Annotated in this window: 10 protein-coding genes; all 10 read right to left on the bottom strand. The window is 71.9% G+C overall.

The features are described 5' to 3' along the window. Positions 1-39: 39 nt before the first annotated feature. The 10 genes from Pla163_RS06925 to Pla163_RS06880 all read right to left on the bottom strand — a co-directional run bounded on the left by Pla163_RS06925 (position 40) and on the right by Pla163_RS06880 (position 12,552). Positions 40-675, bottom strand: coding sequence for a division/cell wall cluster transcriptional repressor MraZ (locus Pla163_RS06925; RefSeq protein WP_419186402.1), 636 nt, complete (start codon positions 673-675; stop codon positions 40-42). A gap of 824 nt (positions 676-1,499) precedes the next feature. Continuing rightward, positions 1,500-2,435: a hypothetical protein gene (locus Pla163_RS06920; protein ID WP_145185612.1), complete on the bottom strand. Its 936-nt coding sequence runs from the start codon at positions 2,433-2,435 to the stop codon at positions 1,500-1,502. A gap of 34 nt (positions 2,436-2,469) precedes the next feature. Further along, entirely contained in the window at positions 2,470-3,420 is a 951-nt protein-coding gene (locus tag Pla163_RS18850; RefSeq protein WP_419186401.1) for a hypothetical protein, read from the bottom strand. 197 nt (positions 3,421-3,617) lie between these two features. Further along, the gene (locus Pla163_RS06910; protein WP_145185609.1) at positions 3,618-4,976 is read right to left on the bottom strand and encodes a glycosyltransferase; all 1,359 of its coding nucleotides are present in this window, start codon (positions 4,974-4,976) and stop codon (positions 3,618-3,620) included. After that, complete coding sequence (locus tag Pla163_RS06905) at positions 4,973-6,361, bottom strand: glycosyltransferase (RefSeq protein ID WP_145185606.1); 1,389 nt, start codon at positions 6,359-6,361, stop codon at positions 4,973-4,975. The genes Pla163_RS06910 and Pla163_RS06905 overlap by 4 nt, the downstream gene beginning before the upstream one ends. A gap of 6 nt (positions 6,362-6,367) precedes the next feature. Then, complete coding sequence (locus Pla163_RS06900; protein WP_419186400.1) at positions 6,368-7,453, bottom strand: glycosyltransferase family 2 protein; 1,086 nt, start codon at positions 7,451-7,453, stop codon at positions 6,368-6,370. Then, positions 7,450-9,270, bottom strand: a complete 1,821-nt coding sequence (locus tag Pla163_RS06895) for a PIG-L family deacetylase (RefSeq protein WP_419186399.1) — start codon at positions 9,268-9,270, stop codon at positions 7,450-7,452. Before Pla163_RS06895 ends, Pla163_RS06900 begins: the two co-directional genes overlap by 4 nt. A 32-nt stretch (positions 9,271-9,302) precedes the next feature. Then, positions 9,303-10,034 carry a PIG-L deacetylase family protein gene (locus Pla163_RS06890; protein WP_419186398.1) on the bottom strand — a complete coding sequence of 244 codons (732 nt, stop codon included), beginning with the start codon at positions 10,032-10,034 and terminating at the stop codon, positions 9,303-9,305. Then, positions 10,031-11,299 carry a glycosyltransferase family 2 protein gene (locus Pla163_RS18845; RefSeq protein WP_419186397.1) on the bottom strand — a complete coding sequence of 423 codons (1,269 nt, stop codon included), beginning with the start codon at positions 11,297-11,299 and terminating at the stop codon, positions 10,031-10,033. The genes Pla163_RS06890 and Pla163_RS18845 overlap by 4 nt, the downstream gene beginning before the upstream one ends. Further along, positions 11,296-12,552 (bottom strand): ABC transporter ATP-binding protein, encoded by a 1,257-nt coding sequence (locus Pla163_RS06880; RefSeq protein ID WP_145185590.1) that lies wholly within the window; start codon positions 12,550-12,552, stop codon positions 11,296-11,298. Before Pla163_RS06880 ends, Pla163_RS18845 begins: the two co-directional genes overlap by 4 nt. Positions 12,553-12,555 lie beyond the last annotated feature (3 nt).

The following is a 12,555-nucleotide window of genomic DNA, read 5'->3' as shown; positions in this document are numbered from 1 at the left end:
GTGCGGTTCCTCCTCCACCACCTTCACGTTCCTCGCGGCCTAGTGGCCGCCCTCCCCGCCAGGGGCGTCGGTGTTCGGGGGCACGGCACCCGGCGCCGCGGGCAGCACGCCGCCCGGGAAGAAGCCCAACTTGCGCAGGGCCTCCATGTGCTCCTGCATCTGCATCTGCTGGAAGGCCTGCTGCTGCATGGCCTGCAGGTTCTGCTGGATCGACTGACCGCCGCCGCTCGCGGCCCAGGTCGGCGCGATGCGGTCGTAATCGCTGTCGGCCAGGCGCACGGCTTCGCGGCGCTCGGGGGACCACAGCTCGATCCGCCCGCGCATGCCGATGACGCACACCTCCTTGCCCGGCTCGAGACCGGCGAGGGCGCGCAGTTCGTCGGGCACGAGCACCCGGTGGGATCCGTCGAGGCGCGTCTTGAAGGTCGAGGCCCAGAACTCGCGCTCGACCGACTGGGACAGTCCGGTGCCGAAGATCGCGTCGGGCAGCTCGCCCACGCGGCGCTCGAACTCCTCGTCCGTGAACAGCCACAGACACCCGCCCTGGCCGCGCGTCAGCCACACGACGCGCTCTCCATCGGGACCGTCCGCCGGCACGAGCGCGTGGAGGCGCTTGGGCAGGCACAGCCGACTCTTCGGGTCGAGCTGGTGGGTGGACTGGCCGTGGAAGGTCACGGAGCGGCGAGGGGGGGGACCGAGGACGTGGGGTGGGGACTCCGCCTCGGCTCCGCGGACCTCAAGGGCCCGGCTGGTTCGAGGGGAGGACGGTCGTCGGGTGGAGCAGCCGCTCGGGCTCACTTCCCTCTCCGCGGACGGCGACCGTCGGAGCCGCAGGCGCGCTGCGGACCGTGCCCGGCGGACACGGCGGGAGCGGATCGGTCAGTCGCGCGCGGCGGCCGGAGGGATCGCTCTTGGACGTCCCCACTCTATACCACCGACCCCCACCGTCACCCACTTTTCAGCCCGTCTCCCCACTCGTCCCCATCGAATGGATCCCCACCCCCACGCCGAGGGCACGTGAGGCCCCTCCAAGGCCCCGGCGGACCCGGTGCGGGCGGTTCGAGCCGGGACGAGAACGAGTCCCAAGTGTGGACTCGGGACGCCGACCGGTCGCCCGAATCGGCGATTGGAGCCCGTTCGAGGCCGTTCCGCCCCCGGCGGGACGACCGGAGCCGTCGCCGGCCGCAGGGCCCGCCGCCCTCGAAACCGGCGGTGGGAGGAAGTGGGGTCCCCGCCCCCGCGAGCGGTCGTCGCGCGGCGGCGAGCGGCTCGGTGGGACCGTCGGGCGCGCGAGCCGGGCGGCTGCGGACGGTGGGAGTGGGATGGGCGCGCGAACGACGCGACGGGCTTCAGGGCTCAGGTCGCCGGGTAGCTGCCGTCAGTGCCGTCCTCGGGCTCGGACCTCGGGCTCGGACCTCGGGCACGGTCCTCCCCCGCCCTCCGCGGGCGCCGGACTCGGCTCGCGACGCCTCGAACAGCGGGGACCGGACCGGGCGCGGTCAGGCGCCGGGCTTCGCGGCCGCCTCGGTGGCGGGTGCGGCTTCGCCCTCGCTCGCGTCGTCGCTCGCGTCGTCGTCCGACTCCCCGTCGCGCGCTCCGTCGTCCGAGCGGGCCTCGGGCTCGTCGCCGGACTCCTCGAAGCCGGCGTCCGAACCACCGTCATCCGAAACACCGTCCTCGTCGAACCCCTCGCCCTCGAAGAGGCGCACCAGTTCGCCGCGCAGGGCGTCCATCCGCTCGGGGTCGAGCTCGAACGCGCGCACCTCGATCGTGTCCTTGCGGCGCGGACGGCGCACCACGAGCGCCTCGCCGTCGTTGCGGCGCACGGCGCGCACGAGCATCAGCCGGCGCTTGCGCAGGAGCAGCAGAGCGAGCAGATAGCGCACCTGCTCGAGGCGTTCGACCGGATCCTGGAAGACGACCGGTTCGGGTTCGGCGGCGGGTTCGACGTCCTCGGCGGGCGCGACCTCCCCTTCCACGGCCTCGGTCACGGGCTCGGTTTCGGTCTCCGTCGCCGCTGCAGCCGTCGAATCGGCACCGCTCGAATCGGTACCGCTCGAATCGGCGCCGTCCGAACCGGCGCCGTCCGCCGCTTCGACCACTCCGGTTCCCGGGGCCGCCATCTCCGGCGCCACGTACGACCCGTCGGCCACCGCGGCCCGCAGGGCGTCCAACTTGGGACCGAGCGCGAGGAAGACCTGGGTCAGGATCTCCCAGTCGACCGCCAGGCCCTTCGAGCGCGCGACGGCCCGGCGGGCCCGCCACCAGATCCAACCGGGTTCGGTCTCCTTCGGCCAGCAGGCGCGGCAGACGTCGGCCCGCTCGATGGTCTCGACGCCCACCTCGATGCGCGAGAAGTGCTGCTCGCCGTCCTCGAAGACGTGCTCGCAGACAACGCAGGCGGGGTGACGACGGGACAACTTCCACTGGGCCATGAGGCCTGCGAGTGTAGCGGCCCGGCCCGTCGATTCACGTGGCCCGGAGCAGCTCCGCGCGGCGCTCGAGCCACAGCTGCCACCACTGCGCGGGCGTGTGCGGCTCGCTCTCGCGCACCAGGAGCTTGAGCGCGCGCTGCACCCGGTCGTGGGCGACCACCTCGTCCTCGACGCGCCCCAGGGCCCCGATCAGCGCGGGCACGGCGTTCACGGCGCGGCACGTGCCCAGACCGTCCGCGGCGATGCCCACCACGGTGGCGTCCGCGTCCTCGAGCCCGGTGGCGAGCAGTCCCGTGTGCAGGGCCCGCATGTCGGCCGAGCGCGCGGCCCGTGCCCCCGCCGCGCGCACCGCTTCGGCCCGCACGACCCAGGACGGATCGCCGTTGACGATCGGCGCCAGGACGTCGACCAGGCGGCGTTCGGCGGCCTCGTCGAGGGGCACCGCGAGGGCGGCCAGCGCGGCACCGCGGCGGCGCACCTCGACCCGCCCGTCGGCGAGGATCCGCACGATCGCGTCGAGGACGTGGCCATCCATGACGGCGAGCGCATCGACGCCCGCGCCGGCCACCACCTCGTCCCCACCGATGACCATCTCTTCGAGCAGTTCGGCCGCGGGCGCGCCGAGCTCGGACAGCGAACGGCGCGCGCGCTCGTAGGGACTCTCGACCGCACCGCGGCGCGACATCTGCCCGCTGACGAAGTGGCGCACGAGAGCCGCCGCCGCGTTGTCGACGAGGAAGATCGCGAGCCTGGGATCGGTGCGCGTGCGCTCGACGATCGCGGCCCAGCGCTCGCCCCCCTCGCGGTAGGCCGCCACCGCTTCCCGCCGCACCTCGTCCAGGTCGCCGTGACCGATCGTGACGGGTTCGGGCGCTACGCAGCCCGTGAGCGACGAGGCCGCCAGGGCACACGCGAGCGCGAGTGCGATGCCGCCCGCGCGACGGGAGCGAGTGGACGGAGCGGAGGAGGTTCGGATGGTCGGCATGGCGCGGGGGCGCACAGCCTACGTCTCGAGCCGCGGCCGTGCACCGACCGCGGCGCGCGGCGTGCGTTGCGACGTGCTCGGTACGTCGGGCGACTCCCGGTCCGCCACCGTGCTGCCCGGCGCGCGGCCCGTTCGCGGACCCGAGGAACGCGAGCTCGAGAACGTCCCTCGAACCGCGCGTCCACCCGTCGCGCGTTCTACCGCCCTTGCAGCCGGTCGTCCCAGCTGCGCTGGTCCGCGAGGTCGCGCGCGTCGTCGGGCGCGCTCGGAACCGGCGGCGGACCGGCGGCACGGGCCCGTTCGTAGACGCTCGCGAGCGCGGCGGCCTGGGCGTCGCCGTCGAAGAAGAGCGCCGCGCGATCCGGTACGGCCGCGGACATGCGCGCGAGCGCGGGTGGATTCTCGAGCAACTCGCGCAGCACGCGCGCGAGGTCCTCCGCGCGCGTCTGCTCGTAGAGCCGCGCCCACTCGACTCCCTGCGCGCGCTCGGCGAACGCACCGGCGCGCGGCAGCACGACGGGCAACCCGAGCGCCAGAGCTTCGTCGACCACGAGGCCCCAGGACTCGCGCGCGAGCGATCCGCTCGCGAACAGGTGCACGTCCGTGACCGGCAGCGCGCCGAGTTCGTGCGGTGCGTAGCCTTCGTCGAAACGCACGGGCAAGCCGCGCGCGCGCTCCTCGAGTCGCGCGCGGTGCGCCGGCAGGACGGTGCCGCCCGCCAGGCGCAGCTCGACGCGCGTCGGGTCCGGCAGCGCGCGCACGGCGTCGATCAACACCTCGAGCCCCTTGTGTTCGGCGTAGTGGCCCCAGGACCCGATGCGCAGCACGTCACCGGACTCGAAGCGCGGCACGGCGCGCGCGCGTTCGGGCAGATCGACCGCAGGACGCACCACGTCGGTGCGCAGAGCTCCGGGCGCGAGACCCAGGCCAGCTTCGATCGTGCGCGCGTGGCTCAGCGTCGGCACGACGACCGCGCGCGCGAGCTCCAACTCGCGCACGAGGTCCGCGCGGTGCTCCTCGAAACGTCGCTGTTCCTCGTCCGCGTCCATCCAGGGCGTCGGCGGCTCGAGCACGCGCGCGCAGTCGATGCACGGATCGACGGCCAGCGGCGCGTCGCAGGGCAGACGCGTCGCGGGGCGGATGCGGAAGGCCACCAGGCAACTGGTCCAGGCGTCGTGCAGGCTCGCCACGGCCGGAACACCGGCGCGCGCGGCGGTCGCGATCAGATCGCGCGTGAGCCGGATCCAGTGGTGCACGTGCACGACGTCGGGTCGCTCGCGCTCGAGCACGGCGGCGAACGCGCTGCGCACACTGGCGCTGCGGCCCTTGTGCCAGTGGTCGAAGTACAGGTCGTCGCGGCTGTAGCGCAGGACGCGCACGCCGTCGGTGTCGCGCGTCTCCTCGAGCGTGCCGCGCTTCTCCCAGTCCAGGGTTCCGGCGAACACGACGACCTCGTGACCGGCGCGCACGAGGGCCGCGGCGAGGCGCTTGGTCGAGAGCTCGGTGCCGCCCACCAGCTCGGGCGGGTAGCCGTGCACGCACAACAGGATCTTCATCGCGCGAGCGCCGCGTCGTAGAGCGCGGCGAAGTCGCGCGCGTCCTCGTCGATCGAGCGCAGAGCACCCCGGCCGCGTGCGGCCACGGCGATCACGCGTTCGGGGTCCGAGGCGAGGCCCGCGATCAGTTCGGCGAGCGCCGTGGCATCGCCGGCTCGGAACGCGAAGCCCGCTTCGGACTCGCGCACCAGTTCGGCCATGCCGCCGAGGTCGCTGACCGCGACGGCCGTTCCCGTCGCGAGCGCTTCGAGGATGACGAGCGGCGCGTTCTCGTACCACAGGCTCGGAACCACGAGCAGATCCGTGCGGGCGAGCGTCGCGGCCAGACCGGCGCGCTCGAGCGCTCCGTGGTAGCGGGCACCGAGTGCCGCCGCGCGACGCTCCAGGTCGGCGGCGAGTTCGGGCGCGTGGGATCCGGGTCCGTGCAGATCCAGCTGGAGCTTCTCGCGGACGCTCGGTTCGAGTCGTTCGAACGCTTCGACCAGGACCTGCGGCCCCTTGTGCGCGACGACGGTTCCGATGAAACGCACGCGCAGGCGCTCCGCCCGCGGTTCGCGCACGAAGCCCTCGAACGGCAGAAGATCGATGCCCGTGCGCAGGAAGTGCGTGCGCCCGGCGGGCAGCCCCCAGGCCAGGAACTCGCTCTCCAGGAAGTGACTGGGCGCGACGAAACCGGCCACGCGCGGCACGAGTTCCTCGCGCATCGCGCGCTCGCGCTCCGCCAGGGCGTCGAGCCAGCGCGGGTCGAGCTCGGGCTCGACGAAGGCAGTGCTGCCGGTCGGCGCGGCCGATCCCGCCGCAACGCGCTTCGCGAGCGGCGCCAGGTCCACGCCCGTCGCGCCGCGCAACCCCGCGAGCGCGCGACCGACGCGCCGCTCGGTCGCGGTCGCCGCGTGCTTGAACCCGGCCATGCAGCGCGCGCAGCGTTCGGGCTCGATCGTCGCGCACAGACTCCCGTCCAGGTACCGGCGCTGTCCGAAGCGCGGGCACATGAGCCAGAAGTCGAACAGGGTCATGAAGAACGGCAGGTCGAGCTGCTCGCAGATCGCCGCGTACCCGATCGAGTGGTAGAGCAGGTGCGCCGCGTGCACCACGTCGGGCCGGAACGCGTCCAGCACCTCGCCGAAGCGCACCTCGGCCGGCTGGCTGCGGTAGGTCTGTTCGAACGACTCGTGGAACAGGTTGTTGACCAGTTCCACGTAGCGCACGCCGTCGTGCTCGCGGCGGTTGAGCGACATGTGCCGACGCGACACGTCCTTCTCGGCCGTGTACACCAGCACTTCGTGCCCGGCTGCGACGAGAGCGCGCGCCAGGCTGTGCGTGTGCACCTCGGTCCCCGCCGGATGGCGCGGCAGCGAGCGGTGGGAAACGAGCAGGACGCGCATCGACAGCTACCGTACCAACGGACGCACGAGCGCCCACCACCCGCGCAGGCACGCGTCCAACGTCGCGCTCGAGGCGCGCGCGAACTTCTTCTCGCGCAGCTGCGGCGAGAGCGTCAACGGCCCGCCGCGCAGGATCTCGCGGTCCCCCACCCGGCGCGAACTCTGGATCCGGTGCCGCCGGGCCAGGACGCCCGGGAGAAGTCGCACGAGCGCCCATTTGCCGCGCAGGTAGGCGAGGAGTCCGCCGCGCAGCGTCGCGAAGGCGAGCCAGTAGATCTCGTACAGGACGAGCGCCGGCGCACTCAGCACCAGCGTCCAGGCGCGGTGGTTCTTGAGCAGGAGCAGCCAGCGGTTGCGCGAGTGCAGGAACACGCGCCGCGCCGGGTAGATCTCGCGGCGGAACGACGTGCCCGCGGTGCCCGGCCCGTGCAGACAGAGCGCGTCGTCCACCACCGCCAACCGCTCGCCCAATGCGCGCAGCCGGTAGGACAGGTCCGCGTCCTCGAACAGGATCTCGAGGTCCTCGTCGTACCCCCCCGCCGCCAGCACGCGCGCGTTCTCCTGCAGGACGCACAGGGACACGAACGCGCCGACCTCGCTCGTGCCCGAGCCCTCCGCCTCGGCCGCGGGCACGAAGAAGTTGCGCAGCACGAGCAGCCCGGCGTAGTGGGCCCAGCCGCCGTCGTAGTGCACCGTCCCGGGATCGCTGGCCACGACCGATCGCGCCTGCACGGCGACGAGCCCCGCGTCCGCGTCGAGGGCGGCCACCATCCGCGCCAGCGCCTGCGGCTCGAGCACCACGTCGTTGTCGAGCGTCAACACGCGGGCGAATCGCGCCACGCGCATCCCGAGGTTGCGCGCGGCCGCCGGCCCGGGGTTGCCGGGGAGCTCGAGCAGCACGACGTCCGGGTAGCGCTCGCGCACCAGGTCCTGGCTGCCGTCGGTCGAACCGTTGTCCACGACGAACACTTCGTCGGGCACCACGTCGCCCGCGAAGAGTCCGTCGAGGCAGGCCGCCAGGTAGTGCGCCCCGTCGTAGTTCACGACGACGGCGGTGATGCCCGCCGCTGTGGTGCGCCCGTTCGCGCTCACTCGATCGGCAGCCGGAAGTCCGGCGCGTGGACGGGGCGGCGATGACGCAGACAGTACGGCACGTTCAGGAGGATGCTCCAGGCGGCCTTCGCGAGCACCCGCCAGGCACCCTTCGTGTTCTTGATCGAAGAGCCGATGCCGATCGTGCCGACCGCGTCGGTCACCTCGCCGCCGGTCTCCTTCGTCTCGCTGCGCAGGAGCACCTTCGTCAGCACCAACCAGGGCAGCTTCACGAGGTCGGCGAACGGCGCGTACTTGAGCTGCGTCAGCCAGGCGTTGCGCGCGTGGTAGTAGAGGCTGCGCTTGCCCATCTGCAGGCCGAACGGCGTCGAGTGGTAGGTCACGACGCCGGGGTACTGCAGCACGCGATACCCGTCGGCGAGCAGGCGGCACGTCAGGTCGCGCTCGTTGCCGTAGATGAACAGCCGCTCGTCGTACCAGCCCGCCGCGCGCAGGGGCGCCACCTTTGCGAGGCTACCGCAGCCGCGGAACGTGCTCATGTAGCGCTCGGTGTTGACGCGTTCGGAGTTGGTGTAGCTCGCCGGCATGCCCGGTTCGACCACCTTGGACGACAGCAGCGCCGTGGTGTCGGGTTCCGCCAGAAGACGCACCGACGCCTTCTCGAGCCAGTCCGGCGGCAGGACCACGTCGTCGTCGAGGATCGCGAGCCAGGGCGTGGTCACCGACGCGAAGCCGATGTTGAACGTCTCGCAGGCCCCGTACTTGTCGTGCGGCGTGCGGATCACGCGCACCTCCGGGAAGCGCTCGGCCAGCAGCTCCGCCGTGCCGTCGCTCGAACAGTTGTCGACAACGACGATCTCGGCGAAGGCCAAGGTCTGATCGAGCAGCGACTCCACGTTGGCGACCACGTCGAGGACTTTGTTCCAGGTCGAGATCACCGCCGTCGTGCGCGGCACGCCGAGTTCTGCGGCGCGGCGTGCGTCCGCGCGGCGGGTGGCGGCCGGTTCGCGCGCCCCTTCCCCACCGATGAGCGCGGCGTCGGCCACTTCGCGCACGAGCGTTGCGACGGCGCGTCCGTAGGCGGCCATGCGCTCGCTCGGCAGGGACACGTACCCTTCCGCCTTCTGCACCGCGTCGTCGGGCACGTTGACCGTGCGCGAGCGATCGAACGCGCCGCACTTCTCGACCAGGTCGTGGTACGCCATCTGACTGGCGAACGCGGCCAGGGCTTCCGACTTGCGCGTCCAGAACGCCGTCGTGTCGTACAGCACCGTCGCGTGCGCGTAGGTGTTGACGCCGAACAGGTGGTAGGTGCGCGTGCGCGTGTCCGCCGCGGCGGCCGTGATCAGCGCGGCGGCGGTGGCGCGGTGGTCGGTGTGGAACTCGTGCGGCGACGGGCCGTAGACGAGGTCCGGGTCGAAGTCCGCGATCTCGTCGGCGATGCGCGACGAAAGGTCCGCGAGCGTGCCGAGCCCGCCGTCCTCGAGCCCGCAGAAGCGGTGGTCGGAGACGCCCAGGATGCGGCCGGCGGCGACGCTCTCCTCCTGGCGCGTGCGCCCCAGAGCGTCGGCGTCGTCGCCCGCCAGTCCGTCGCGATCACCCAGCGCTCCGTCGGTCAGCACCACCACGCGCACGCTGTCGCCGCGCTGCGTGTGGAACGCGAGCATCCCGCCACAGCCCAGCACCTCGTCGTCGGCGTGCGGTGCGATCACGAGCACGCGGCGCGGGAGAGCGCCGGGATCCGCGAGCGGCGGGAACAGGTGCGCGAAGCGGTTCGGTGCCACGCCCGCGGCGGCGCCCTTCGCCGCGTGCTCGGTGGCCACGCGAGCGGCCGGCGCCAGACGCGGGTCGGGCACGGCAGCCTTTCCGGCGGCTCTCTCCTCGGCGCTCATCGCCTGCCTCCGTCCACGTGCACCAGACCCTCGGCGTGCGTCGCGCCCGGTCGATCGATGTACAGCGAGCGGTAGTGGTTCAGACCCTCGACGTAGTGCGTGAGATCGCGCACCGAGGCCTGCGAGTGGTGCAGCGCGAGGGCGCTCGCCTTGGCCGGCCACTGCGAGCTGATGTCGACCACGTGGCTGGGCTGGAAGGTGGACCAGACCTCGTAGGTCCACAGCTCCGGCACGGGACCGTCGCTCGCGTGCAGCGCATCGAGCGCGACCGCGACCGCGCGCGCGAGCGTGTGGTGATCGGGGTGGGACTCGCCGGGCCAGGGGGCGTAGACCGTGCGCGGAGCGAAGCGCCGGATCAGGGCAGCCATCTGCTCGGCGCCCTTGGCCAGGTCGTCGTCGCTCAGTTCGCGCCCCTCGGGGTGACCGAGGAACATCACCGATGCGAAGCCGAGCGCCCGACAGGCCGCGCGGCACTCCTCCTGGCGGAGCGCGACGAAGGCGGCCTCGTCCATGTGTTCGAAACCGCGGCGGCCGAGCGCGCCGTCGTAGACCACGACCACGTGCACCTCGTCGCCGGCGGCCGCGTGGCGCAGGCAGGTCCCACCCGCGCCGATCACCTCGTCGTCGGGATGCGGCGCGAAGAGCAGGACGGGTCCACGGGCGAGCTCGTCGAGCACGACCGGCTCGCTGCACGGCCCCTGGACCTGGATGGAAGCACGTTCGGTCACGCCACGCCTCCGATCCGGTGCGCGGTCGGGAGCGGCTCGATCAGCGCCTGCACCTGCGCCCCGTAGACCTCCTCCACCGTCAGCCCGTTCTCGCGCACGTGTCCGACGCGGTCGAAGGTCCAGGCTCCGCGCAGCGCGAGGGTCCGGCGGTCGAGCGCGCGCACGTAGATGCGCGCCGGGAACATCCATTCCCAGGCTCCGGGCGAGAACTGGAAGGTCCGACCTTCGCCCAACGTCCCCGCGGACAGGAGGAAGGCCGGCGAGAAGTTCGCCTCGACGAGGAACGGACCGTCGCCGTCGAGTTCGAGCACCGGTGCCTCGCTGACCTCGCCGAGGTGTTCGAACTCGTGCATCGCCATGCGACCGCGCGTCGCCCACTCGGCGCCCTTGTCGCCGATCCAGCGCGCGAAGCGGCCTCCGACGCGACCGTAGTAGCGCGTGAAGTACAGGTTCCGGCTGTAGTGGTAGCGGCGCGCCGGTTCGCCCTCGAACTGCGAGCCGATCCCCGCGCTGCGCGACCAGTAGTGCAGCACGGGCGCGTTGCCCATGTGCACCAGCTTGAGGCCGAGCGCGCGCACCTTGCGGCACAGGTCGGTGTCCTCGTAGTAGAGCGGGAAGCTGTCGTCCATGGGCCGACCACCGAGGCGCGCGATCGTCGCACGCCGCATGAACATGCAGCAGCCCGACAGCATGTCGGTCTCGACGGGGCCGTCGGACTCGTGGAACGGCACGTCGCCGCGCAGTCGGTGCCGCGAGTAGCGTCGCGCCCAGCCGGTCGAGCGGTGCGCGAGGTTGACGCGCGTGTGCTCGACGAGCGTCGGCAGTGGATTGCGCGGCAGGAGCAGCTCGCGCCCCGGGTCGATCGACACCTTGGGATCCACGATGCCCACGTCCGGATGGTCGGCCAGGTAGGACAGCATCGTCCCCAGCGCGCCCTCGAGGATGAACAGGTCCGGGTTGAGGATGGCGACCACGTCGTCCGGCCCACCGCTCGTGTGCGCGAAGGCGCGATTCATCCCGCCGGCGTAGCCGAGGTTGTCGTCCGCGCGATCGACGGTCGCGCCGAGGCGTTCGAGGTGGTCGAGCCACGTCTCCTGGTCGACGGGCGACGCGTTGTCGACGACGACGATCTCGAGGTCCTGTGGCCGACGGCCCTCGAGCGCCCACATCGCGATCAGCGACTCGACGCAACGCAGGGCGAAGTTGCCCGAGTTGAAGTTGACGATCAGCGCCGACAGTCGGGTCGAGTGCTCGGAACCGCTCACGACTCCTCGGTCAGGGATTGCGACGGCGTGGGTCGCTGGACGACCTCCCACTCGTGTTGCATCCGGAACATGCCCACTTCGCGGGTCTCGGTCCGCACGACGACGTGGTCGGACAGCGCGAACTCCTCGTAGCGGTGGACGCCGCCCTCGTCGAAGAGGATCACCGGCACGACGTACTGGCCCGACAGCATCTGGATGTCGGGGATCCGCAGCACGAGGCAGCCCTCGCGCTCCTTCAGCGGGAAGTTCGAGAAGTGCGTCCCCATCCCCGCCGTGATCGTCATGTCCTGGCGGAAGAACGCCGTGCCGACGGACACGGGCGTCTGGTCGGGATCGGGGTTGCGCCACCAGATCCGCAGTTCCAGGTCGTCCCCGGTCGTGAACTGGTAGCACTCCTCGTCGGTGCCGAGGCGGTAGAGACGCGCGTCGAGGATGCGCGGCATCATCGAAGGATCGAGGCCCGAGCGCACGACCATCGGCACCTCGGACGTGATGTCGCCCTGGGCGTCGGCGATGTGATCGCGCTGGAAGGCCGTGTACTCGTTCGTGACGAAGACCGAGTCCCCGATCGCGGCCGGGATGCCGTCGCGCATCCAGATCGCGTCGTCGCACAGCTGTCGGATGTCGTACAGCGAGTGACTGCAGAAGAGGATCGTCTTGCCGCGCTGCTTGAACGAGTAGATCTTGTCGACGCACTTCTTCTGGAAGTACATGTCGCCCACGGCGAACACCTCGTCGACGATCAGCACGTCGGGGTCGACGGCGCAGGCGATGGCGAAGGCGAGGCGCAGGCCCATGCCCGACGAGTAGGTGCGCACCGGTTGGTCGATGTACTCACCGAGCTCGGCGAACTCGATGATCTCGTCCATGCGCCGGTCCATCTCGCGGCGCGAGAAGCCCATCATCACGCCGTTGCTGACGATGTTCATCCGCCCCGTGAAGTCGAGGTGGAAGCCGGCGCCCAGCTCGAGCAGACTCGCGACCGAGCCGTTGATCCGGTAGTGCCCCTGGGTCGGCGGCGTGATGCCGGCCAGGACCTTCAGGAGCGTCGACTTGCCCGCGCCGTTCGCTCCGACGAGCCCCAGGGACGAACCGGGCTTCAGCTTGAAGTCCACGTTCTTGAGGGCCCAGAACTCGCGGTGCCGCTTCCACTTCCCCAGGGTCAGGGACTCGAGGACGCGGTCGAGCGGGCGCTTGTACGCGCGGAAGGCCTTGCCGAGGCCTTCGACTTCGATCGAGTACTTGGGTGCCATGAC

Origin of the sequence: Rohdeia mirabilis, from assembly GCA_007750655.1 — a bacterium.
Classification (GTDB): Bacteria; Planctomycetota; UBA1135; order UBA1135.
The sequence above is the reverse complement of the archived record's forward strand: the minus strand, read 5'-3'. Positions and strand labels throughout refer to the sequence as shown.

Excerpts from the sequence above, each read along its gene's own strand:
- Pla163_RS18850 (WP_419186401.1), bottom strand. The coding sequence starts at position 3,420 with ATGCCGACCATCCGAACCTCCTCCGCTCCGTCCACTCGCTCCCGTCGC.
- Pla163_RS06880 (WP_145185590.1), bottom strand. The coding sequence starts at position 12,552 with ATGGCACCCAAGTACTCGATCGAAGTCGAAGGCCTCGGCAAGGCCTTC.
- Pla163_RS06910 (WP_145185609.1), bottom strand. The coding sequence starts at position 4,976 with ATGAAGATCCTGTTGTGCGTGCACGGCTACCCGCCCGAGCTGGTGGGC.
- Pla163_RS06905 (WP_145185606.1), bottom strand. The coding sequence starts at position 6,361 with ATGCGCGTCCTGCTCGTTTCCCACCGCTCGCTGCCGCGCCATCCGGCG.
- Pla163_RS06920 (WP_145185612.1), bottom strand. The coding sequence starts at position 2,435 with ATGGCCCAGTGGAAGTTGTCCCGTCGTCACCCCGCCTGCGTTGTCTGC.